Source organism: Paenibacillus segetis (assembly GCF_014639155.1).
Taxonomy (GTDB): Bacteria; Bacillota; Bacilli; order Paenibacillales; family Paenibacillaceae; genus Fontibacillus; species Fontibacillus segetis.
The window spans coordinates 2,564,915-2,587,816 of sequence record NZ_BMFT01000001.1; the positions used below are offsets into that span (position 1 = coordinate 2,564,915).

The following is a 22,902-nucleotide window of genomic DNA, read 5'->3' on the forward strand; positions in this document are numbered from 1 at the left end:
TACAATGAAATGTCCTTGACAAAGTCATTCTTGAGAGAATATCTTTGATCATTAATCGTGGGGTATTGAAATGATCTCCATTTTTTAGCTCGGAAATATTAGTACTTTAACTATCATAATCATCCCAGGCGTTTGTAAGTTCGATTAAACCTGTGTAATACAAAAAGAAGAAATGCCTTAAACGGCATTTCCTTTTTATTTCTCCAGTAATTTTAGTTCATCCGTCAGGAGCCGAAAGGCCACCTCATCGCCATTGACCAATGCAGAATCGATCTCACGATATAGCTGCTGATAACGATGACTGCGTAGAGCTTCGTCCCATACCATTTCCGCCGCCAAACTAAGCATTACTTCGTAAGTAACCTTCATTTTATCCATTGGATGCACCTCCAAACACCTTTCACTACAAACCTAATCATACTAAAGCATATTCACCATTCGCAGTACCGTATGTGGCGTTAGCCCCTAGTCACATTAAAGTGCTTATGCCTATGAGCCATCCCCAAGCAATTGCACAAAAACCTTCCACTTATCGAATTTTTTGGAGTCCTTGAACCGCAGATCTTCCGAAATTCGTCGTCTGTATGTAACGTACTCGCTCATCATCTTCGCCCATTCTTACCATTCCAAGGTGCAGCATCATTCGTAGAATTCGTTCTTCAAATATAGATTCAGATGAATCATAATAGAATGGTTTGATCAGAGTTTCCATGTTCTCGTATAGTGAAGATATCATCACCCATTCTTTAGAACAACGTTCAATCCAGTAAACAATGGAGAGCAAGTTAGGAATGGGACCCTTATACAATCTTAACCAAAAGCTTACAAACTGCATCATTGGATCACGCTTTTCATCGTCCAACATAGAAACACCATGTGGAGTCAGCCGAAGTCCACCTACGTCCTCACGAATGAGTCTGGCGTGAAAAGCATAGTCATACAATAATGCAAAACGACTCGGGTAGTCCTTGAATCGTCGGCCATAACCAAATCTCCAGCCTTTTCCAACAAGTGATTCCGAGATATGTAGGGTTTCCATGATTTGCATTTGATTCCTTCGGTACATAATCCCCTCATTATTCAAGGGAATCTCATGATTCTGCACATACCTGAGAAATAAATTTAAATCCTCTGGGAGAAGATCAATCTCCTCACGATACATCGATGGTTCCCCTAGGGCTGGAATCATTTCTGATTTGAAGCGTCGTTCCAACACCTCTCTGAAACGTTGACTTAAGTCCTCAGGCACCTCGAACAAGTACCTTGTATTTTGCGTAGACCCATTAAACAGCCACCCACGTTGTCTAAACCTGGTAATAACGTCCCTGGGGCTTTCCTTTTCTCTAGCGTCTTCTGTGAAACGTGACTGCTGTGCAAAGGCGATTAATTCTTCCAGGCTGAATTGGCGCCTGCCATCAAACAACAAGGTATTTAGAAATCGCAAATCTTCCAAACTTAATCCGCTTACATGCTGCTCAATAAATTCTCTGCTCCCAATCGTCTGCAAGATCGATTGAATCAGCTCATGTTTGGAATTTTCGTTGCAGTCACATCGATAGTGATTCGCTATTCTACTAAGCTGTCCGATATCGGCAAAAGTGAGCATATCCGCCAAGTTCATGTTTTACCGCCTCACCGTTTTACTATCATTATGGGAAAATATGCAATTTTTATTCCACTAGCGCAAAAAAAAATAACCCTACCAAGGGAGAACACTGAAAGTAACAATTCATCAGCAGTGTTCTCCGAGGCCGGATTATTTGTAATGATCTTCAGCAAATTCTTGCAAGTGGCGGGTGCAATTGTATAATACTAAATCCCAATCCTTGTCCTGTTTCTCCACAATCGTAAGCGACAAGTTTCCTATTCGCTCATTATATTTGTTCTGATACAAAGCAATATATAACTGAGCAAGCAATCCCCCATGTGAAACAACAAGCACATTACGATCACCGTAACGCTTATCCAAATCCTCCATGAAAGCTAACGCCCGGATCCGAATTGCCTCATCTTTCTCTTGCCCAAGATCAAGCTGATCCCAATCCTTGCCCCACAGGGTTTCACGCTCTATAGAGGTTAAGCCCTCTACCTGGCCAAATGCTCGTTCCATAAGTCTAGAGTCGGGATCGTACAGTGGAATGTTCAGCTTATCTGCAATAATCTTTCCCGTCTCTTGGGCTCGTGATAAACCACTCGTAATCACAAAGTCCCAATGATAAGTTGCATCATCCCTCAATCTCTGAGCAAGCTGACTCGCCTGTTTTCGTCCTTCATCATTCAATGGAATGTCACTTTGTCCCTGTATTTTACCAGCTGCATTCCAATCTGTAAGTCCATGGCGAATTAATCCTACAAGCATCTTTATCCTCCTAGTCTTGGTGTGATAACTCTCAAGCACCTGAATTATGATAATAAAAAAATAAACGTCGTCTCCCAGAGTAATCAATGGAAGAAACGTTTATTCTATTCATCTCCTTGCACGCCTAATCCCTTTCCATGAAAATAAGGCAAGACCCATTCCCGCCATGGAGAGTATCATCCAGTATTGCGGATAAGACGGCCCCATCTGAGCCGCAAACGGCTCAATAATCCCTCTAGATGAGCTTGGCAACGTTAGGGTAAATTCTTCTGACGCCTCGATATCGGAAACGGCAACAACCGCAGGCAATATTCCAGTCATTGGTTTAGCAGCCTCATTGTGTTGTTTGGAGTTCCCCATCATTAGCAATAAGAAACTGCATAGGAACACTGCCAAGAAACAAGCAGCCCATATTGAAACACGTTGGCGCATCCCCCGTGTGACTTTAGCTTCTTCTGCCTGAGGTGCTAGCCATGGAGATTCAGCATAAATACGATCCATAACCCTTCGGTTAATACCCTCTGCCTGTTCATCTGAGATCTCAACGGAAAAAGCATGCATCGCATTCAAACTTTCTTTCCAAATTTGATATTCAGCGGCGCAAGATTCGCAACCCAAAGTATGCCATTCCAGCATTCTACGTTGTGGATGATTGTCAGGTAACTCCGGCATCATTCCAAACAACTCTTGGGCCTCTTTACAGTTCATCTGCTTTTCATCCCTTCATAATGCTCGTAGACGGGTTCATAAAAGTAGGGTTCAAGCTGAATCTTCACGCTACTACGTGCCCTGAATAACAGAGATTTCACTGCACTCACACTCTGACCTAGAATGCCGGCAATCTCTTGATAATCCAGTTGATCGTATTCACGTAAAATTAAAGCAGATCTTTGTTTTTCCGGTAGATTGTTGATGGCCTCGCGTACCATACTAACCTTCTCACTGCGCAAAATCGCTTGTTCCGGAACAACATCACTTGAAGCAACCGGTACATAGCCACTTTCTTCTAACGGAATGTTAGCACTACGCTGTTTCCGAAGTTCACTAAGCACAGTATTTCTGGCAATCGTATACAACCAGGTGGAAAAAGAAGCATCCACTTCCCGGAAGGAGTTCAGACTTCGAAATGCTTTATAGAACGTTTCCGAGCACAAATCTTCTGCGAGTAACTCTAAATGAGCACTCTTTAACATGTGATAAACAAAAGCTAGAATTTTGCGCTGATAGCGGCGCATCAGCTCCGAGTATAACTCTGTATTACCTTCTTTAATCTCACGAATCATTTGGGAATCCGTCATTATGAGTGCGATCCTCCTCGCCCATCCATGTACTTCTTCCCCGTTCGACTTCACTTATTTTACCGAACAGGATATAAAAAGTTGCGGTTTATATGTAGTATTTTCAAAAAAAGATCCAATAAATTGCTACATTTACATAACAAGCTCTAACCGATGAATATTATACCATAGAACTTGGGATTAAAAAAATATCTAATGTGGCTGAGATTTACAACAGTAATAAAAATTCACAAGTCTACCATAGAAATAATTTATCATTTATCTTACAGAAAGTTTACTGAAAATAATGTATAATGTTGTTCGATTCTACTGAGAGGAAGGTAATCCGTGAGATTGTCTATAGGCATGAGAAATATTAAAACTGCCATTGCGATTTTTATTGTAGTCATTATTTCAGAACTGTTAAATCTGGAGTATCCTTTTTATGCGGCCATCGCCACCATCATCTCAATGGAGAACTCCGTAACAAATTCATTTACCGCAGGCAAGAACCGTATGATGGGTACCTTTGTTGGAGCAGGTGTCGGCCTGATTTTTGCTATCATCGATCCGAAAAATGCCTTCTATTGTGCCGTAGGTATTGTATTTGTTATCTATATATGCAATCTATTGAAGTGGAATAAATCCATTTCGATAGCGAGTATCGTATTTCTAGCCATCATGCTGAATTTACACGTCGGGGAAAGCCCACTCCTATATGGTCTTAATCGGATTTTTGATACTTTGATTGGTGTCACTGTTGCAGTTGTCGTTAACTATTTGATATTTCCTCCTAAGCATGAGTACAACCTGCACATCGCCCGCAAAACATTGATGAGGCGATTAACTGATGCGGCTGAAGAAGTTATTAGCCTCGGAGTAAATGGCGACTTAAAAGATCTCAAAAAAGATATTGCTGATCTGGAAAAATTTCATGAGCTTTGTAAGTTAGAGTTTCATCTCACGAAAGACCACGGTCAGACGATGAACCATATTGAAGAAGAGATAGAAATCTGCAAGCACATTTACTCACACATGCGAATGATCCAAAGATTATATATTGAACAAGATTTACTTCATGACATTCCAAATACTAAACAGTTAGATTCAGAATCCCTAAAGATCGTTATCGACTATCATATCGAATGTATCTTCAAAGAAATCGAAAGCTTAGGACTTATTATTCCGGTTACTTCAACATCAATGAATTGATTTCTATTCTTTCTGGGAGGTTGACAACATGGATTTCAGACGGGTTACAGGACATGAACTAGGACAGGCTGCCGCATTAGCAAATAAAGTCTTTTGTAAAGATGGAGAACAATATATGGGCTCCGCGTTCCCTACAATATTTGAAGCTGGGGTGAGCCATTCTTATGGTGCATTCAATGAGAAAGGTGATCTTGTAGCGTTCATGGGAATGGTTCCTCAGCTGATCCGTTCCAATCAAGCTGAATTGCGTGTGTTTTTCATTGGAGCAGTCTGTACAGATCCTGATTACCGAGGTCGGGGGCTCGCCTCCAACTTATTAACACTATGCTCTGAACACGCCAAAGATGCCGGCGCATCTCTAATGTTCATCTCCGGTGATCTTCCACTATATACAAACGCAGGAAGTGTTTACTACGGTAAATCAACTCAGTTTATTATTGATGCTCCTGTTATGGACAAGCTTGCAGCAGAACATAATGCTTGGAATTTCCGAGATATGCAACCAGAAGACATCTTTGTAGTTCATGAACTGTTAACTTCTCAAACAGGAACGATCAAGTGGGGAATTCCTGACTTACAGCAAGCTATAAGCGTAGCTCCCATGGCGAAGGTTTCTAAGCTGACCCAAGCGATTCGGGTAGCTGAAATACCCGGTAAAGGTATACGCGCTGTAGTCGTACTAGGTTTGCCAAAATCAGCTACCGTGTCGGAAATGGAGCCTACCAGATTTGATGGAACTGTCATTGAATGGGCAGGGTCGCCTGAAGCGGTCGCAACACTGTTGTCCCACTCCTTCTTACACTTCAATTTATCCTCACTGCAAATGAACCTGCCGTGGCAATATACCCAGCTTGCTGCTTCCCTGAAATCGGCCGGTGCACAAAGTACCGAAAGCACCAACGCCGGGACCGTCTTAGTAGTTGATAAAGCTGCGCTTATTACTCAAGCAAGCTTAGATGCTAATGTCGCTCAGGATCTAACCTATGCTGAGCTATGCTCACTTTTATTTGATCCAAGCTCTGAAGTCTTCGTACCAGGATATGCAAAGGTTGAACCGTTGCCACTGCCTTATATGTATGGATTGCATTTTGTTTAACAAATTATGAATTTTCAAATAGTTCTATGATTATTTTTCCGTTACATTCCCGTGGGCATCAATTTTTGCATTATAGGAGAGCTTATTCAATAACTTAATTGTCTTTTTATTATAAGCTTCTGGCATAAAGTTCGGTTGCCCATGGATAATTTTTACAGGGGTTATTTTACTCGTAATTTTTGAACCTTTGATTTCAAAATCCACGATCATCGAATCTAACGTTTTATCTCCTCCACGAGTTGAACGGTTAAATACGAAATTTCCTAAAGAATAATATATCGGCTTGTGCTGATAATATTCGATGCCCATCAGACAATGACTATGCGCGCCAATGATCATATCTGCACCACTATCAATCATTTGCTTAGCCAGCTTGCGAGCATATGGTTCTGGATAATCTTTAAATTCCTCGTTCCAATGGAGATAGACAATGGTGAAGTCATTCTCTTGCGTGGATTTCTTAATTTCAGTTAGCAAAGGCTCAAGTGTATAAGCAGATGCGGCCCCCGCATTTTTCTCACCCGCATACCATGAAGGACCTGAAAGAACGCGACTAACACCAAGTACGGCGATTTTTTTATCCTTTATCGTCTTTACATAGGGTGAAAAAGCTTCTTTAATATTCTTTCCAGCCCCTGTGTAACCAATTTTGTATTTATTAAGCTGAACTATGGTGTCCAACATAGCATCTTTGCCATAATCGAGAATATGATTGTTAGCTACAGTTACCCCATCCACACCCGCATATACTAAACCCGCTAATGCAGTAGGTTTTGATCGAAAGACAAATGTTTTGTTATCTACTGGCTTACCTTTAGTCGAAACCGGTGTTTCCAAATTCGCAAATGCCATATCGGCTTGTTTCAATTTGGGGGCTACTTTCTCAAAAGGATAGTTGACTCCAAATTTAGCTATTTGATCTCCAACATAACCATCAAGCAGAATATCACCCACGAACGTAAGCCGAATTTGGTCCGTTTTATCTACCTCAGGCTCCCCTAAAGCGATAGTAGCTGGGAGCGTGAGTATTAATATAATAAAAACACATATAAATCTCCTAATCATTCGTGCCCCCATCCCTATACCTCCTCTATGTTTTACACCCAACTCAAGCCTATGTGACAAATCCGGTACTTATTAATAAAATCATGTAAAAGAAGGATAATCAATACTAAATTTTCCAATTGATAAATAAGACCTACCTCGTAAGTTGAGATAGGTCCTCTGTCCACCTTAATTTATTGATCTTCCCTCGTGAAATCAGCAACGACCAGCACATCCACATGTCTAGCTGAACGCAAAATTTGCTTGGTGACATCACCACGGAACCATTTGCGTAGCCACGAGCGTTGAGACTGCCCAATAATAATTTGGGTGCTCTGTAATGCCTGTGATCTTTCCAGTAGCAAAGAAGCTACACGGCTCGGGATTACGTTAGGTATGGTTTTAAAAATTCCTCCCAGCCTTTCCGTCAGTTCCTTCAATTCAGCGATACGCTTATCCGTTAGCTCCCCATGCTGCTTCATCTCTTGTACATACGTGACATACCAGTTGGCTTTGAGTCGGTATGCAATTCGGAACCCTCGACGGATGAGTCTTTCCGAACCTTGGCCGAGCGTGATACACACGTAAATGACTTCCTTTCTTCTCCAAGGCCCTCGCAATGACCCATCACGCTCCCAAGCCTCCAAACGCTCATCCACATCATCAGCAATCTCTCGCAGTGCCAGTTCCCTTAGTGCGATTAAATTCCCGATTTTGAAAAAATGATCTAGTGCCTGATCAACTTTCGCCAGCGCATAAATTTTGCCCTCTTTCATCCGCTCCTGAAGCGCTTTGGGCGTCACATCGATTAACTCTACTTCGTCTGCCCGCTGCAGCATACTGTCGGGAACAGTCTCTCTTACCCTAACTCCGGTAATTTGCTCTACCGCATCATTCAAACTCTCCAGATGCTGAACATTCACCGTAGAAATGACGGATATTCCCGCATCAAGCAGCTCCATAACATCCATATACCGTTTCTTGTGCTTGCTACCCGGCATATTGGTGTGCGCTAGTTCATCCACTAACACGACTTCAGGATTCCGCCGAATGATGGCCTCCGTGTCCATTTCCTCCAGAATGGTTCCGCGGTAATCGATACGCAGTCTTTGCACAGATTCAAGCTTAGCCACTTGCTCCAACGTTTCTTTACGCCCGTGGGTTTCTAACAACCCGATGACGACATCGATCCCTCTTTTCAAGAGATCATTTCCTTCACGTAGCATCTTGTATGTTTTGCCCACGCCAGGAGCTGCCCCAATATATACCTTAAAAGTACCTCGACGGAAATCTTCAATTTTGTCCATGACTTCCTGATTGCTAAGCCTATGGTAAGCATCCGATTCACGTTTATTACGGATTTTCAGCGCTGGCAGAACACGTTCTCCCTCCTGTTCCGCACGATCTGCCACGAAGAACACATCCACGTTACGGATATGCTTCAGAAGAGAATTGGCGATCGATCCTTTTCGTATTTCCTGCCATGCGCTTTGCTTCGAATGCCCCATGACGATCCGCGTAATATTATGTCGCATTGCATATTGCACAAGTAAATGTGGAATCTCACGTTTTGAGCGAAAAGGAATTTCCTCCATTGATGCACCGATTTTCTCCGCCAACTTCCATAATGACCGTTTAAATGTAGCAGCATCTTTTGAGGGAGCGAGACCTTGTTTCCAAAAGGATACTACCGCTAACTCACCGTTTAGCCGCTTCGCTATTTGCTGTCCACGGCGGATATGTATCGAGCCGTTCCAGTAATACTGCGCAGAAACAAGCACCTTTTCCGCGATACCAGCTGCTCCATGCAGCCCCTGCTCCTCTCGGTGCTTCTCTAGGGTGTAATTTACATCCTCTGCCACCATTCGGAGCGCCAGCTCCCGTAGCTTACTTAGATTTCCCTTATTTAACAGTGGGATATGGTCCCTTTTGCCCAAATGTCCCTCAGATACGCGCTGAAGTATTTTCTCGGGAGTTACGTCAATCAGAACCAACTCATCTGCCAAGGCTAACACGTCTGTCGGAATAGAATACTCCACTTCCATCCCCGTCCACTGTCTTGCTAAATCCGCAGCACCTTCCAACTCATATACGTTCACCGTCGTAATCACGCTAATTCCGGCGCTAATTAAATAATTGATATCTTCGAGCCGTCCAAGGCGCTCCGCCCCGTTCCGGTTACGGTGTGCCAATCCATCGGTTAATACAACCTCCGGGTTACGCTTCACGATGGCTTCTACATCCAAATCCTTCTTTTCAATTCCGTCCTTAACCCAGTGTATACTTGGAATCCGTTCCAAATCACCAAGCTGATCCCTGGTCTCAGGACTTTGATTGGTGGATACAGCACAAATAACCACATCAATTCCCTGACCTTTAAGACTCTGGCCTTCACGTAGCATCTGGTATGTTTTGCCCGCCCCACTAACAGGACCGATAAAGATTTTCAGGCGTCCACGGTGTAGCTCGTAGATAGAAAGCAACAACTCTTCAGGTGTCTTTCTCCGGTACGTTTCCATAAATAAGTACCACTCCCAAACACGCTTTAATCCCCGCCTGACTCCAAGAAATCAGGCAGGGACATATGATACATTTTACGATTTCACTAATTTCTGTAGATCCATATTTAACTTCAGTACATTCACCCGTTTTTCCCCGAACAGTCCTAAATCACGGCCCTCTGTGTGCTGGTTCACCAACTCCTCCAGTTGCGAAGCTGGAATACCGGTCAAATTGCTGATTCGTGGAATCTGCACAATCGCCGAGTCAGGAGAGATATGTGGATCAAGCCCGGAGCCCGAATTGGTTACCAAATCGATTGGCAATTCGTTCAACGGCACATCCGGATTATCAACTTGCCACTGAGTAATGAAATCCTTCGTACGCTGCAACATATCGAGATTAGATGGTCCATAGTTATTGGATCCCGAAGCCTCCGCTTTATACTCAATACTGGATACCCGACCATGGAACAACGCCGGATCACTAAAGTTTTGCCCGATCAATTCTGACCCCACAACGACACCAGCATCATTCTTCAGCAAGCTACCATTCGCTTGAGATGGCATAATAACTTGAGCAATCGCCGTAGATGTTAATGGGTAGATCATTCCACAGATTACGATGAATACGATACAAAGCCGCACGATTGTAAAAAAATATAAACCTTTAGATAGGGACTGCTGTTCTTCAGCCGTCTTAATGGAGTTCGCCATGATACTCTCACTCTTTCTATAGTTAGTCAATACACCGTTATATCCATACACTGACAATCATATCAATGAGCTTGATGCCCACGAAAGGAACAATGACTCCACCGAGTCCGTAGATCAAAATATTTCGGCTGAGCAGCTTAGTAGAACTCATTGCTTTATACGAAACACCTTTCATTGCAAGAGGGATTAGCAATGGGATAATAATGGCATTAAAAATCAACGCCGAAAGAATCGCCGAGCTCGGAGATCCAAGTCCCATCACATTTAAGGCTTCCATCTCAGGTATAGCCAGCGTGAACATCGCTGGAATAATAGCAAAATACTTGGCAATATCATTCGCAATACTAAAGGTAGTCAAAGCTCCCCGTGTCATAAGTAACTGCTTACCGATAGCAACAACCTCAATAATTTTCGAAGGATCCGAATCTAGATCGACCATATTCGCCGCTTCTTTGGCAGCCGTTGTCCCGCTGTTCATCGCTAGACCAACATCGGCCTGCGCCAAAGCAGGAGCATCATTTGTACCGTCCCCAGTCATAGCGACCAGTTTCCCTTCGTTTTGTTCACGACGAATGACTGCAATTTTGTCCTCCGGAGTACTTTCAGCAATGTAATCATCTACACCAGCTTCACGAGCTATGGTCGCTGCGGTTAGCGGATTGTCACCCGTACACATAATCGTCTTGATCCCCATCGAGCGCATCTCTTCAAAACGTTCCTTCATGCCAGGCTTCACGGTATCTTTTAAATAAATGAGTCCATAAATCCGGTTGTCTACCGCAACAGCAAGTGGGGTTCCCCCTAACCTAGCAATGGCATCTGAGTTACTATCTAGGTTATCTGGTATCTGTCCGCCATTAGACAATACCCATTTCTTCACGGAGTCTACCGCCCCCTTACGAACGCAGCGACCGTCACGCAGATCTATACCACTCATCCGCGTCTCCGCCTTAAACTCTACGAATTCCCCGCCATCTCCAAGACTAGCGTCATAGCTACATTCCAGCTTTTTAGCTAATTCAATGACCGATCGTCCTTCAGGAGTCTCATCCTTCAAGGAGCTAATCGCCGCCCATGCGGTAAGTTCAGCTGTCGTTTCATTCCCTACTGGAACAAATTCACTCGCCATCCGGTTACCAAATGTAATCGTACCTGTCTTGTCTAAGATCATCGTATTGATATCACCAGCCACCTCAACGGCCTTCCCCGACATGGCCAACACGTTAAACTGCGTAACTCGGTCCATACCTGCAATACCAATCGCTGAGAGTAGTCCGCCGATCGTTGTTGGAATCAAGCAGACTAATAAGGCTATCAGAACAGGAATATCCAGTTCAATACCTAGATAGTCCGCAATCGGGCGCAAGGTAACTACTACAATCAAAAAGATAATTGTCAGACTGATTAGGAGCGTATTCAGTGCGATTTCATTCGGTGTTTTTTGGCGTTTGGCCCCTTCTACTAAGGAGATCATCCGATCTAGAAACGATTCACCAGGATCGCTTGTAATTCGCACTTTAATCTCATCACTAACAACCCGTGTACCCCCTGTGACGGAGTTAAAGTCACCACCAGCTTCTTTAATTACGGGCGCCGATTCACCAGTAATAGCTGATTCATCCACGGAAGCTAAGCCTTCTATAACCTCGCCATCACCAGGAATTAATTCACCTTGGCTGACGATAACGAAATCTCCTTTGCGGAGCTCGGAGGAAGATACAGTCTTCAGTACCGTTCCCACCAATTTATTAGCTGTAATATCTTGTTTCGTCTTCTTGAGCGAGTCGGCCTGAGCCTTCCCGCGTCCTTCAGCTAACGCTTCAGCAAAGTTAGCGAACAGTACAGTGAACAACAGGATGAACAACACGGTAATATTAAAGCCCATCGATTTTTCGGCGTTAAAGTATCCCGGTGCCAACACCATGAGCAAAACAATAATTGTCCCGATCTCAACGACGAACATCACTGGATTCTTCATCAGAGTTACCGGATTAAGCTTAATAAAACTATCCTTAACAGCGCTTAGGAGTATGGGTCCGGTCAGCAGCTTTTTTCTTTTTAAAGTACTCATTTTGTTCTCCCTCTTCCTACCGTAAGGTCAAATATTCTGCAATTGGACCGAGCACAATGACCGGCAAAAAGGTCAGCGCACCGATAATCAGCACCGTAACGATCAGAATGCCGGTAAAAAGGCGATTATCTGTACGGAAGGTACCCATTGTCTCTGGAACCGGCTTCTTGCGAAGCAGTGAACCAGCTACCGCCATCATAGCGATCATCGATATATAGCGGCCTACTAGCATGACGATCCCTGTCGTAATATTCCAGAAGGATGTATTGTCAGCAAGTCCTTCAAATCCCGAGCCGTTATTAGCCGCGGAAGACACATATTCGTACAATACCTGCGATAACCCATGAAAGCCGGGATTCGTAATCGCACCTTTGCCGAGATCGGTCAGGAAGGCTCCAGCCGTTGGTACGAGAATAATTAGAGGGTGTACCAAGATCGCGATCGCAATCAGCTTCATCTCCCTCGCCTCAATCTTTCGACCAAGAAATTCGGGTGTCCGACCAACCATTAGACCACAGAGGAATACGCCCAAGATGGCATACATCAGCATATTGATTAACCCAACACCCTTACCTCCAAATACATTGTTTAGCATCATCAACGCTAGCGGGGTAATTCCGCCTAATGGAGTCTGGGTATCATGCATGTTATTTACACTCCCCGTGGTAGCTGCCGTTGTTACCGTGGTGAACAGTGAGGATTGTGGTATGCCAAAACGGACCTCCTTACCTTCCATACTCCCCTGTGAAGCATTGATCCCCATGGCATTGATCGCCGGATTCCCATGGCTTTCAGCATAGTAGTTCAATGAGAGAAACAGGACAAACAACGTCATCATGGCGGAGAAAATTACCCAACCTTGACGTTTGTTCTTAGCGAACAGACCAAACATATATGGGAGGGATGCTGGTAGCACCCACATCGATAACATTTCCAACACGTTAGTGAGCGGGTTCGGATTCTCAAATGGATGCGACGAATTAGCACCAAAGAAACCTCCACCGTTCGTACCCAAATGCTTAATGGATTCCAGTGAAGCAACAGGGCCGATGGCAATTTGCTGGGTTTGCCCCTCGAGCGTAGTGACCTCGAGCGTCGACTTCAGTGTCTGTGGTACATGTAATGCAACCAGTGTTAGAGTAACTAGCAACGCTAATGGAATGAACACACGGATATGTGCTTTAACGAAATCCTCGAAGAAGTTACCCACCGACTTTTGACCGGTAATCCCTCTAACAAAAGCGACTGCAACCGCAAATCCGCTAGCCGCCGAGGTGAACATCATCATCGTAATAACTGCCATTTGCGAGAAATAGGAAAGCCCTGTTTCCCCGCTATAATGCTGCAGATTCGTATTAGTCATAAAGCTGATTACCGTATTAAAGCTAAGTGTCTGCTCCATATCCCCAATTCCGTTAGGGTTAAGCGGGAGCCCCCGCTGTAATCTAAGGAATATATAACTGAAAGCCACTAGAACGATATTCGTCAAAATAAAGCTTATCGCATATTTCTTCCAGGACATTCGGTCCCGTTTTTTTAAGCCAATCAAGGCATAAATGCCTTTTTCAATTCGAGCAAACCCTTTGTCCGTACGATTCGGTTCATTGGAGAACACATGATATAAATAAGTACCCATTGGTTTAACCAGCAGCATTAGGATTACGATAACAGCTACAATTTGCAAAATGCCCATGAATGACTGACCCTCCTTAAATTAGGCCTAAATTGCCTAAATTTTTATGCTTTTACTAGAATAATGCGATATGAAATTAAAATTTCTCCGGATAGATCAGGGCATATACTAGATACATGAACAATAGAACGGTAACAGCTATGATCAGAATCACAAATCATTCCTCCCTATCCTGAACTACACCTTCGCACCAGTGCATAAATCCATAGAACAAACCATAAATCACGACTAATGCAGCCACCATATACAGATCCATCATGGTCTTTTCAGTCCTTTCAATTGTCTAGCTGTGCGGATTTGTCTGCCAAAAAAGACACATCCCCGCTGTGTGAATATATGACATATTTCGCCCCGAGCCCTTTATAGACTAATCTTGGATTTAAAGATGTTGTAATAACAAAAATCGGTTTTCTCGTCCAAGTACGACACATTTGAATATATCGGCAACATAATGTTAGGCTACTTTCGAACAAATACACTTTGCCCACCGGAAAAGATGGTTGAATCCAAGTGTTCTGATGATTTGTATCCACCAATACAAAACGCTCAATGCCCAATTCTTCTAGCCGATTTTTTCCTGCCTGATTGTTAGTTAACCCCGCAACCTTAATCCCTTTGAATTTCAATAATTTAATGAAAAGTTCTCCTGCTTTTGTTGGTGCCCACACAAGTACATATTCATTTTGATCCGCCATATCTATCTTTTCCCCTTCTCAAGTACATAAGGAGGCAACGAAAATCTCCGAACGATCTTGTGACCATCGTCATTTTCGGACACAGTCTGAATATAGCTGCATCGCGTCATTAGACGTTACCTTTACATCCATTTTTCATAAAAAGGTACAGTAAAGAGCCACAGAGGAAATCCTCTGTGACTCTACATGGGGTCACATTGCACTCATCCTCTCTCCATACGCTTACGAGGTTAGCTGTCGGATTCGGGCAGTGAGAGTTGCCCTACCTGTATAAATGCAAATTGCCTCACATTCTACAGGATTCACCCCATAACTGACTTCCGACTCTCACATCGGTAGTCAATTGTTGGTTCCCCCGCTTTCCTTAACGGAAATTAAGCGGATCAAATATTCAGTTATGTTATGGAAACAGGTGTAATCATACTCTCTAAGCAGATTTCTTGTAAAATGCGTTCCTTGGCAAAAAAAAGCAAAATCGAAACCAAATACATATTGGATAACGCTTACTTACTATCTAATCTCTTTATATCTCTTGTTTTCACAGTTCTAAGGCATTTATCGAATAAACCTCAATTATTGTGATTACTACTTTTCAGGAGTGAAAAATTAGCTATCTGCATATCAGAAGTAAAGAAATCAAGAAACCGAGCTTGAGGAAGATAGAAGCCTTGTATAAGGCCACAAATGTGCTTTTAGTCACTTTTTCTTCTGTTGCTGACCGAATTTGGCTTAACTACGGCCAATAAGATATCTTTTGTTTTTTACAAGGGAATCAAGAAATAGTATCATTCTGATGAAACACACGCTGAATTCCTGCAACCGCGGGAAACGGGGGAACCATCAGGCCGAGCTGGCCTACTTGGGGTGAATCCGACGGAGAATGATTAGTTCTCATGAGGTAGGGCGACTCTCACGGCCCGAATCCGACAGCTAACCTCGTAAGCCATAGAGAGAGACCCTTGATTTGCCACGCATTTGCGCCAGGCTTATTTGTACCTGAATCCGCAAACTGCAGCAGAGGTCCTCCTCTGTCTGCGGTTTTTTTGTTACTCCAAATGAACGAGCATACTTCTCGTTGCTATAAGTTAACAATCAACCTGTTATTTTGGAAAGGAATATAAGATGATGACTACTCATTTGATTAACAAACACCCATTCAACAATAGGAAATATGTCCATTACGTAAAAATGTACGCAGATTCTCTATACGCCCTTAGTTATTTGTTGTTGGAGGACAACACAGCTGCAGAACAAGTAACTACAAATACCTTCCTGGAGCTCTGTGAACCTTTTGCTCAAGATAATTGGGATCCTAAAACATTTTCATTACATGCTTATCAAAGCTGTATTCGTCAATGCACTGAACGGGTGGTAGATGTAGATAGACAGCTTCTTTCTCCTGATACTCCAACGTTGGACGAAAAAGCACTGGAATTTCTATGGTATGGATTGAAGCTTCCACTTATCGAAATATCAGTCATTCTTAGTAACAGTATTCCTACATTAAAGGAACAGCTCATCATGATACGTGAACGGGCAAGAGTTAAAGCAAGTACGATGCAGGTCCTGCCACGTAAAAATCTTGATCAAATAAGACTTGTCAACCTTGCGCAAAAGTAAAAGGGTATCCCCTAAGCCATTTACATGACTTAAGGAATACCCTTGATCAAACTTTTATACTAACACGCCATCCTTCAAGTGTAACACACGATCACACCACTCCAACATTCGTTCGTCATGTGTGACCATGACAGCAGATTTACCTTCTGCCTTCACTTCATCAGCTATCATTTGCACCACTTGTCTACCCCGCTTAAAATCCAAACTTGCTGTTGGCTCATCGGCGAGTAGAATCGCTGGATTGTTCATCCATGCCCGTGCGATCGCCACACGTTGTTTCTCCCCACCAGATAACTTCTCAGGATAATAATTGCGACGGTCCCATATATCCAGCCGTTTCAGCAACTGAGCCGCCCGATCTTTCGCTTCCTTGGCGTGCATCCCCGTTAGACTAGCAACGTATAACAGTTGTTCCTGCACTTTTAAATACGGAAGTAAATTGGCACTTTGAAACATAAATCCAATTTTGTGCAAGCGGATCGATGTAAGTTCCTGTTTACTCTTTCCCGTCAGTGATTCTCCGTCTAGAACAATCTCTCCGCTTGTTGGACTCAGCAACGCCCCTGCGGTTGATAGGAATGTACTTTTACCCGATCCGGATGGACCAAGAACCGCGATAAATTCTCCTTCATTAACCTCAAGATTTAGTTGATTAAGGATAGAGACGTTTAAATCCCCATCACCAAAAGTCTTTGTGACTTGATTCATGATTAGTTTTGCACTCATGCTCCAACCCTCCCAATAGCTTCTAATGCATCTACTTTAGCAACCTGAGTTACTGATATCAGTGATCCTAATAAAGACATACCCACAAATAGACCACTTGTAGATAAAGCTGTAGATAGATTCATCTGGAATGGCATGGACTCAGGAAGGACTGAATTAACACCCCAAGTCAACAATAGACTTAAACTTAAACTTATAATGGATAAAATAAGTACTTGTCCAACAACACTTCTTGCCAAGTATGCCGTCTTGGTTCCCATCGCTTTTAGAATACCAAACTGACTTGTCTTTTGAATCGTTATAACATAGAAGAAGACCGCAAGTACCAAAGCACCGATCACATAGAGGAAGGCAATCATCATCAAGAGTGATTTTTGCTCTTCTGCGTATCCCGGAATATTTGAAATAGCTTGCTTCTGGGTAACCACTTCCATTGAGCTAAGTTCATCAGATAGCTGCGTTACTTGATCAGATGTAACATTTAAAGCGATCGCATTGAATAATGAAGATTTAAGTACCTCAGGGTCCATAGACATCTTCGCCTTCATCGCCTGCCAGTCATGAATATTCATATATACAACCGGAGTATGACTATAAGACTGATTGTCAACAAAGCCTGTAACGGTCAATGTCATACCTGTCATTTGATCCTTAATGGTACTGCCAATTTTCAAGCCCGACTCGACCAACGTAGAATCTACAACGACATTGCCATTTTCTTCATTAGTGACTTTTTCCCCTTCCACAACTTTCGGTGAAAGTGCCCCCGCCATATCTACTGCAAAGAAAGTAACATCACTTTTCGAATCAAGGTCATCAACTGTGATGGTACTCATTTGCATGGCAATAGGTGTCGCCTTCTCTTCTCCCACCAACGAACGGACCTTATTCAAATCATCTTCGCCCAGTTGAGAACGTCTGAACTTTTGCTCCGCATCCCCCTGTAATACGAAATGATTATTTGGCATGCTTTGGATAGCTGAAATATTAGCGTCTGCTAACCCCTTCGCAAGTCCGGTTACGAACAGAACAAGAAAAGAGACTAATAACATAATAACTACAATAAAAATGTATCTAACCTTCGAGTGGCGCATTTCTCTTAATGCTAAGAACATTCAATTTCCCTCCTTATCTCTATGTCATTAGTTTAGGAGGGAATGATGAACGGAATATGAATAACAAATTACAATTTACAAATTACAAATTACGATGACTTTTGAATTACCTTTTATAAGGTAAAATGACCTTAAAGATGGTCCCTTCCCCTACCTTGCTTGTGACTTGAATACTCCCTTTATGAACTTTAACAATTTTTTGCACAATGGATAACCCAAGCCCTGTACCGTTAGTTTCACGGGTGCGCACCCGATCCGCTTTATAGAATCGATCAAAAATGTTCGGCAAGTCCTCTTCTGCAATGCCCTCACCTGTATCAGATACGGAAATGATGCATTGCTCCCCTTGAACCTCTGCTGAAATCGTTACCTTACCGCCTGCTGGTGTATGTTTGATTGCATTCGTTATAAGATTCATCCATACCTGATGTACTAAATCTTCATCCGCATAAAGATATATATCTGGCACACTTAATTTCAGAAATAATTCTTTATCCGTAAGCTTCCACTCCATAATTTGAGCGACTTGACGAATCTGCGTACGTAAATTAAATCTCTTCACATGCAATGCATTAGAATCATAATCCAATGTCGATAAAGTGAGTAATTGTTTGCTGAGTAACGATAAACGTCTGCTCTCCTCCTCTATGATCGAAAGGTAATGGACCCTTTGGTCCTGTGCTATAGAATGATCCTTTAGGGTTGTAGCAAAACCCTGAATTGAGGTGAGTGGAGATTCAATTTCATGCGACACGTTAGCAACAAACTCCTGTCTCGCCCTTTCAGTCCGCTCTAGTTCTTGACTCATAATTGTAAAGTGTTCCGCTAATTGCCCTATCTCATCACGTCTGCGTGTTTGCACTTTCAGGTTATACTTCCCCTTGGCAATATCTTGGGTAGCTTTAGTAAGACGTGTAATCGGTCTAACGATATGAAGTGTGCTAATCATCAAGAAGAGCAAACTGAATAATACTGCCGCTCCTAACAAAAGCGCGAAGAACACCCTGAGTTCACCAAACTGTACATTCGCATCAGGACGCATAAACATGGCATAAGTTCTATTATCGATCTGAACAGGTACACCTATCGCATTTTCTATTTCACTATCAAAAAAACCTGTAATAAACAAATTCGCTTTATACTCAGCAACGCCATGAAATATATTTCCGTCCAATACATGCTGTAATTGCTCTTGTTTCAAATTATAGCTTTTAAAGGGATTACCGAAAAAGCGCTCGTCCCCCTTATTATCGGTTAAATATATTCGATATCCTAACGAAGCAGCATTACTGAGATATTCATCGATAGAATTAGGATGCTCTTCACTGAATTTCTGAAGATTTAAGGCCATTTGCGTTAATTTATCATCATTTTGAGGTTTGATCTTTACATGATAATAGCCATTCGATAACAAAAATCCGAGCAGAAAGCTCACCACGATCATGGAGCAAAAAAGAATACACATCCGTGCATATAACGACTTCATGTATTCACCAGCTCCATTTTGTATCCAACACCTCTAACGGTACGAATAATGAAGCTGTCCTCGTAATCTGCGAATCTTCCCCGCAATCTTTTGATGTGTACATCCACCGTACGTTCATCACCTTCATAATCAAATCCCCACACCAGCTCAATCAATTCACTTCTTGAAAATAACCGACCAGGAAACTGAGCTAATTGAGCCAGTAATTCGAACTCTTTGGCAGGGAGTAATAGAATATCTTTACCGTCTGTAACTTCATAATTTTTACGATCGATCACAAGCTCTTTCAACCTGATTTTGTCTTCAAAAGCGACGGAATATCGGCGAAATAAAGCTCGAATCCTGAATAACAACTCATCAGGTTCAAAAGGTTTGGTTAAGTAGTCATCTGTTCCACGCAAATACCCTTGTTCCTTATCACTTAGTTGCTGCCGTGCCGTCAGTAAAATAATCGGAATATCGTAATTTTCGCGAATATATTGGCAGAGCTCCAAGCCATCGATATGTGGCATCATCACATCAAGAATGGCCAGATCAACCGTGGTCTCTTTCATTTTATCTATAGCTTCTTTACCATCCTTCGCTTCCAGGACAAAATAACCTTCATTCGTTAATACATGTCTTAATAAGGTACGAATATGTGGATCATCGTCTGCAATTAATAAATTTTTCACCTGGTCCAACTCCTAACAAACTATATATTCCTGACACGTAATATCACTGTTCTTTAGTTTAACTTATATCTCTACATTTTCAAAAGCTAATTCGCACCTGTTAAATTTTCAATCAAAGTGTAAGCGATGATTATATGACTTTATATAAAGCTGGATTATTCTCCGCAGAAGAGCTTTATCGGATTCGATTACAAGGATTAGCTTCTATTCGAAAATAGGACAAAAAAAAGACCACTTCTTCGCGAAGTGGTCACCGCTTATTTAGAGCGGTAATTATTGGATAGGAGTGGAGAGAAACCATACTGTAGTTCTATTATATTGTATACGTTTTCATTCTGTCAACACATTTTTATTAGCGCTTACATTCCTTGATACAAGGCCATTTCTGGCCTTGTATCTATTTACATATGAACCGTATATCCAAGAGTCTGAAGATGCTCTTTGGCCCTCTCCATCTCGCCTTCATTTCTGAAGGATAGACGCATAACACCAGGTACATCTTCCCGGCTCTCAATGATCTGAATGTTACTTAGGTTAATCTTACGAACACCCAGTTCGGTTGCAATTTGGCCGATAATACCAGGATGGTCAGGAACATCAATATAAATATCAAAGAGCGATGTTATAGCACCCTTACGTCGTTCAGGAAGTTCACTGCGGAACAGATTTGCTTTTTCAAACGCCTTTTCGATTCCAGGACCATCCATTCCTTCTAGCATAGAGATAAATCCGCCAACTTCCTGATTCCAATCTCGCAGTAATGATAACAACACATCACGGTTACTAAGAAGAATATCCCGCCAAATGATGGGATCACTTGAGGCGATACGAGTAATATCCCGGAACCCCCCCGCAGCTAACATACGGTAAAGTTCATTGTTCTCGTTGTAATCGCGAACCTGATTAACTAAGGCTACCGCGATAATATGTGGTAAATGGCTAATAGCGCCAACGATTTCGTCGTGAAGCATCGGCTCGACTCTGACGATTTGTGCTCTTGTATACGTCAGTAGTTGCTCCAACCGAACATAAGCCTCTTCAGGTACTTCTGGAGACGGTGTTAATACGTAGAAGGCATTCTCAAATAACAATGAAGTAGCAGCATCTACGCCAGAACGCTCTGAACCAGCCATTGGATGGCCGCCGATGAAATGGACACCGGGATGGGAGAAACCTTGAGCACAGGAAGCCACTGCTGCCTTTGTACTACCTACATCTGTAATAATACATCCTTGCTTCAACGGAAGCTGAGTTAACTGCTTTAGGTAAGACTCTAGATTACCCACAGGTACACATAAAAAAATAAAATCGGCATCACATGCCGCTTCTTCCATAGAAAGAGTCGCGGCATCTACGACGCCGCGCTCCATAATTCTTGTCATGGATTCAGGTCTATGGCTATGTCCGATTACCGTAATGCCAGGCTTTCCCTTCAGACATAGTGCCAATGAACCACCGATCAATCCTACTCCAAATATTGCGACTTTTGTTGTCATATTCCCTCACTCATTCTTTACTTAGTTATACATGTGCTTCTTTCTTATTTAGCACTTGTTTCAATGCTGCAATGAACTTTGCGTTCTGATCAGCGGTACCAACAGAGACTCTAATGTAATTAGGGTACTTCGAAAAGCCTGCACGGACAATGATACCAAGCTGTAATAGCTCCTGAAACAAATTCGTTGCCGATGTCTGTACATCCACCAAGATAAAGTTACCGTGTGCTGGGAAATACGAAAGGCCCAATTGATCAAATTGCTCATATAAATATTCAATACCATTACGATTTTTTGCCCGACAATCCGCGATAAACTCTCCATCAGCGATGGCAGCCTTCCCTGCAGCTTGTGCAATTCTCGTTGTATTAAATGGTTCACGTACCCGGTTGATCAACTGGATAATTTCCGGTTGTCCTACACCGTATCCAATTCGGAGGGAAGCAAGACCATATATTTTGGAGAACGTCCGTAGAACGATCACATTGGGGTATTTACTCAAGAGACTAATTCCATCAGTATAAGTATCGTCTGTTACAAACTCAGCATAGGCTTCATCCAGAACTACCAGGACACCTTCTGGTACGGAATCTAGGAAAGTGGTCAAAGCGTTATCAGAAACAATGGTACCTGTAGGATTATTAGGATTACATATCCATATAATCTTCGTTTTATCGGTAATTTCACTTCGCATTGCATCTAAATCATGAGTTCCATCACGTAACGGAACTTCGATACTAATAGCGCCCTCAATATCAGCATTAGACTTATACACAGAGAACGTCTGATATGCCATGATCGTCTCATCCCCGGGAACGAAGAAAGCCCGAGTAATCAGAGCAATAATCTCATCCGATCCACATCCAAAAATAATTTGGTCTCGGTTCACTCCAAGATGACCTGCTAATACCTCAGTCAGTTCAGCGGCACTACCGTCTGGATAAAGACTGATTTGTGCAAATTCCGCTTCAATAGCTGCGCGTACTTGGGGTGAACAACCATAAGGGTTCTCATTAGAAGCAAGCTTAATAACCTCATCCAAACCAAGCTCTCTCTTCACTTCTTCAATCGGTTTACCGGGTTGGTATACCGGAAGATTTACGATTTGGGGTTTAGCCAACAT

General features: G+C 42.6%; 21 protein-coding genes and 2 riboswitches. Of the genes, 3 read left to right on the plus strand and 18 right to left on the minus strand.

The annotated features are described in order from the left end of the window. Positions 1 to 195 precede the first annotated feature (195 nt). The 5 genes from IEW05_RS11935 to IEW05_RS11955 form a co-directional block, all read right to left on the minus strand. Positions 196 to 378, minus strand: coding sequence for an IDEAL domain-containing protein (locus tag IEW05_RS11935; RefSeq protein WP_188538961.1), 183 nt, complete (start codon positions 376 to 378; stop codon positions 196 to 198). A 151-nt stretch (positions 379 to 529) separates the two neighbouring features. Next, positions 530 to 1,621, minus strand: coding sequence for a hypothetical protein (locus tag IEW05_RS11940; protein WP_188538964.1), 1,092 nt, complete (start codon positions 1,619 to 1,621; stop codon positions 530 to 532). A 135-nt stretch (positions 1,622 to 1,756) separates the two neighbouring features. Next, positions 1,757 to 2,359, minus strand: a complete 603-nt coding sequence (locus tag IEW05_RS11945) for a histidine phosphatase family protein (RefSeq protein WP_188538966.1) — start codon at positions 2,357 to 2,359, stop codon at positions 1,757 to 1,759. Between the two features lie 108 nt (positions 2,360 to 2,467). Beyond that, on the minus strand, positions 2,468 to 3,067 hold the full coding sequence (locus IEW05_RS11950; RefSeq protein ID WP_188538968.1) for an anti-sigma factor: 600 nt from the start codon (positions 3,065 to 3,067) through the stop codon (positions 2,468 to 2,470). Continuing rightward, the gene (locus IEW05_RS11955) at positions 3,064 to 3,657 is read right to left on the minus strand and encodes an RNA polymerase sigma factor (protein ID WP_188538970.1); all 594 of its coding nucleotides are present in this window, start codon (positions 3,655 to 3,657) and stop codon (positions 3,064 to 3,066) included. Before IEW05_RS11955 ends, IEW05_RS11950 begins: the two co-directional genes overlap by 4 nt. 345 nt (positions 3,658 to 4,002) lie before the next feature. Between IEW05_RS11955 and IEW05_RS11960 the strand changes: the two genes are divergently transcribed. Beyond that, a complete protein-coding gene (locus IEW05_RS11960; protein ID WP_188540840.1) occupies positions 4,003 to 4,848 on the plus strand; it encodes an FUSC family protein in 846 nt (281 codons plus the stop codon). Between the two features lie 28 nt (positions 4,849 to 4,876). Continuing rightward, positions 4,877 to 5,944 (plus strand): GNAT family N-acetyltransferase, encoded by a 1,068-nt coding sequence (locus IEW05_RS11965; protein WP_188538972.1) that lies wholly within the window; start codon positions 4,877 to 4,879, stop codon positions 5,942 to 5,944. A gap of 30 nt (positions 5,945 to 5,974) precedes the next feature. On the opposite strand, the gene IEW05_RS11970 is transcribed toward IEW05_RS11965, so the two are convergent. The 7 genes from IEW05_RS11970 to IEW05_RS12000 form a co-directional block, all read right to left on the minus strand. Beyond that, on the minus strand, positions 5,975 to 7,021 hold the full coding sequence (locus IEW05_RS11970; RefSeq protein WP_229753354.1) for a CapA family protein: 1,047 nt from the start codon (positions 7,019 to 7,021) through the stop codon (positions 5,975 to 5,977). Positions 7,022 to 7,182: 161 nt separating this feature from the next. Next, complete coding sequence (locus tag IEW05_RS11975) at positions 7,183 to 9,507, minus strand: universal stress protein (protein ID WP_188538974.1); 2,325 nt, start codon at positions 9,505 to 9,507, stop codon at positions 7,183 to 7,185. 75 nt (positions 9,508 to 9,582) lie between these two features. After that, entirely contained in the window at positions 9,583 to 10,203 is a 621-nt protein-coding gene (gene kdpC, locus IEW05_RS11980) for a potassium-transporting ATPase subunit KdpC (RefSeq protein WP_188538976.1), read from the minus strand. Positions 10,204 to 10,240: 37 nt separating this feature from the next. Continuing rightward, the gene (gene kdpB / locus IEW05_RS11985) at positions 10,241 to 12,274 is read right to left on the minus strand and encodes a potassium-transporting ATPase subunit KdpB (RefSeq protein WP_188538978.1); all 2,034 of its coding nucleotides are present in this window, start codon (positions 12,272 to 12,274) and stop codon (positions 10,241 to 10,243) included. A gap of 16 nt (positions 12,275 to 12,290) precedes the next feature. After that, positions 12,291 to 13,967 carry a potassium-transporting ATPase subunit KdpA gene (gene kdpA, locus IEW05_RS11990; RefSeq protein ID WP_188538981.1) on the minus strand — a complete coding sequence of 559 codons (1,677 nt, stop codon included), beginning with the start codon at positions 13,965 to 13,967 and terminating at the stop codon, positions 12,291 to 12,293. A 76-nt stretch (positions 13,968 to 14,043) separates the two neighbouring features. After that, positions 14,044 to 14,121: a K(+)-transporting ATPase subunit F gene (kdpF, locus tag IEW05_RS26080; protein WP_188540842.1), complete on the minus strand. Its 78-nt coding sequence runs from the start codon at positions 14,119 to 14,121 to the stop codon at positions 14,044 to 14,046. Positions 14,122 to 14,242: 121 nt separating this feature from the next. Continuing rightward, positions 14,243 to 14,662 (minus strand): DUF4218 domain-containing protein, encoded by a 420-nt coding sequence (locus IEW05_RS12000; protein WP_188538983.1) that lies wholly within the window; start codon positions 14,660 to 14,662, stop codon positions 14,243 to 14,245. Positions 14,663 to 14,865: 203 nt separating this feature from the next. Further along, positions 14,866 to 15,053, minus strand: a riboswitch (cyclic di-AMP (ydaO/yuaA leader). Between the two features lie 402 nt (positions 15,054 to 15,455). Continuing rightward, positions 15,456 to 15,622, plus strand: a riboswitch (cyclic di-AMP (ydaO/yuaA leader). Between the two features lie 228 nt (positions 15,623 to 15,850). Here IEW05_RS12000 and IEW05_RS12005 point away from each other — a divergent pair. Continuing rightward, the gene (locus IEW05_RS12005) at positions 15,851 to 16,282 is read left to right on the plus strand and encodes a hypothetical protein (RefSeq protein WP_194434119.1); all 432 of its coding nucleotides are present in this window, start codon (positions 15,851 to 15,853) and stop codon (positions 16,280 to 16,282) included. Positions 16,283 to 16,336: 54 nt separating this feature from the next. Here the strand turns inward: IEW05_RS12005 and IEW05_RS12010 are convergent, their stop codons facing one another. From IEW05_RS12010 to hisC, 6 genes are all read right to left on the minus strand, one after another. Next, the gene (locus IEW05_RS12010) at positions 16,337 to 17,008 is read right to left on the minus strand and encodes an ABC transporter ATP-binding protein (RefSeq protein WP_188538986.1); all 672 of its coding nucleotides are present in this window, start codon (positions 17,006 to 17,008) and stop codon (positions 16,337 to 16,339) included. Next, on the minus strand, positions 17,005 to 18,123 hold the full coding sequence (locus IEW05_RS12015; RefSeq protein ID WP_188538988.1) for an ABC transporter permease: 1,119 nt from the start codon (positions 18,121 to 18,123) through the stop codon (positions 17,005 to 17,007). Before IEW05_RS12015 ends, IEW05_RS12010 begins: the two co-directional genes overlap by 4 nt. A gap of 106 nt (positions 18,124 to 18,229) precedes the next feature. Continuing rightward, a complete protein-coding gene (locus IEW05_RS12020; protein WP_188538989.1) occupies positions 18,230 to 19,609 on the minus strand; it encodes a sensor histidine kinase in 1,380 nt (459 codons plus the stop codon). Further along, entirely contained in the window at positions 19,606 to 20,283 is a 678-nt protein-coding gene (locus IEW05_RS12025; protein ID WP_188538991.1) for a response regulator transcription factor, read from the minus strand. The genes IEW05_RS12020 and IEW05_RS12025 overlap by 4 nt, the downstream gene beginning before the upstream one ends. Positions 20,284 to 20,684: 401 nt before the next feature. Continuing rightward, positions 20,685 to 21,779 (minus strand): prephenate dehydrogenase, encoded by a 1,095-nt coding sequence (locus IEW05_RS12030; RefSeq protein ID WP_188538993.1) that lies wholly within the window; start codon positions 21,777 to 21,779, stop codon positions 20,685 to 20,687. Between the two features lie 25 nt (positions 21,780 to 21,804). Continuing rightward, complete coding sequence (gene hisC / locus IEW05_RS12035) at positions 21,805 to 22,902, minus strand: histidinol-phosphate transaminase (protein WP_188540843.1); 1,098 nt, start codon at positions 22,900 to 22,902, stop codon at positions 21,805 to 21,807.

What these genes read in the sequence shown, in the direction of transcription:
- IEW05_RS11935 (WP_188538961.1), bottom strand. Translation starts at nt 378, where the DNA reads ATGGATAAAATGAAGGTTACTTACGAAGTAATGCTTAGTTTGGCGGCG.
- IEW05_RS11940 (WP_188538964.1), bottom strand. Translation starts at nt 1,621, where the DNA reads ATGAACTTGGCGGATATGCTCACTTTTGCCGATATCGGACAGCTTAGT.
- IEW05_RS11945 (WP_188538966.1), bottom strand. Translation starts at nt 2,359, where the DNA reads ATGCTTGTAGGATTAATTCGCCATGGACTTACAGATTGGAATGCAGCT.
- IEW05_RS11950 (WP_188538968.1), bottom strand. Translation starts at nt 3,067, where the DNA reads ATGAACTGTAAAGAGGCCCAAGAGTTGTTTGGAATGATGCCGGAGTTA.
- IEW05_RS11955 (WP_188538970.1), bottom strand. Translation starts at nt 3,657, where the DNA reads ATGACGGATTCCCAAATGATTCGTGAGATTAAAGAAGGTAATACAGAG.
- IEW05_RS11960 (WP_188540840.1), top strand. Translation starts at nt 4,003, where the DNA reads ATGAGAAATATTAAAACTGCCATTGCGATTTTTATTGTAGTCATTATT.
- IEW05_RS11965 (WP_188538972.1), top strand. Translation starts at nt 4,877, where the DNA reads ATGGATTTCAGACGGGTTACAGGACATGAACTAGGACAGGCTGCCGCA.
- IEW05_RS11970 (WP_229753354.1), bottom strand. Translation starts at nt 7,021, where the DNA reads ATGGGGGCACGAATGATTAGGAGATTTATATGTGTTTTTATTATATTA.
- IEW05_RS11975 (WP_188538974.1), bottom strand. Translation starts at nt 9,507, where the DNA reads ATGGAAACGTACCGGAGAAAGACACCTGAAGAGTTGTTGCTTTCTATC.
- kdpC (WP_188538976.1), bottom strand. Translation starts at nt 10,203, where the DNA reads ATGGCGAACTCCATTAAGACGGCTGAAGAACAGCAGTCCCTATCTAAA.
- kdpB (WP_188538978.1), bottom strand. Translation starts at nt 12,274, where the DNA reads ATGAGTACTTTAAAAAGAAAAAAGCTGCTGACCGGACCCATACTCCTA.
- kdpA (WP_188538981.1), bottom strand. Translation starts at nt 13,967, where the DNA reads ATGGGCATTTTGCAAATTGTAGCTGTTATCGTAATCCTAATGCTGCTG.
- IEW05_RS12000 (WP_188538983.1), bottom strand. Translation starts at nt 14,662, where the DNA reads ATGGCGGATCAAAATGAATATGTACTTGTGTGGGCACCAACAAAAGCA.
- IEW05_RS12005 (WP_194434119.1), top strand. Translation starts at nt 15,851, where the DNA reads ATGTACGCAGATTCTCTATACGCCCTTAGTTATTTGTTGTTGGAGGAC.
- IEW05_RS12010 (WP_188538986.1), bottom strand. Translation starts at nt 17,008, where the DNA reads ATGAGTGCAAAACTAATCATGAATCAAGTCACAAAGACTTTTGGTGAT.
- IEW05_RS12015 (WP_188538988.1), bottom strand. Translation starts at nt 18,123, where the DNA reads ATGTTCTTAGCATTAAGAGAAATGCGCCACTCGAAGGTTAGATACATT.
- IEW05_RS12020 (WP_188538989.1), bottom strand. Translation starts at nt 19,609, where the DNA reads ATGAAGTCGTTATATGCACGGATGTGTATTCTTTTTTGCTCCATGATC.
- IEW05_RS12030 (WP_188538993.1), bottom strand. Translation starts at nt 21,779, where the DNA reads ATGACAACAAAAGTCGCAATATTTGGAGTAGGATTGATCGGTGGTTCA.
- hisC (WP_188540843.1), bottom strand. Translation starts at nt 22,902, where the DNA reads ATGTTGGCTAAACCCCAAATCGTAAATCTTCCGGTATACCAACCCGGT.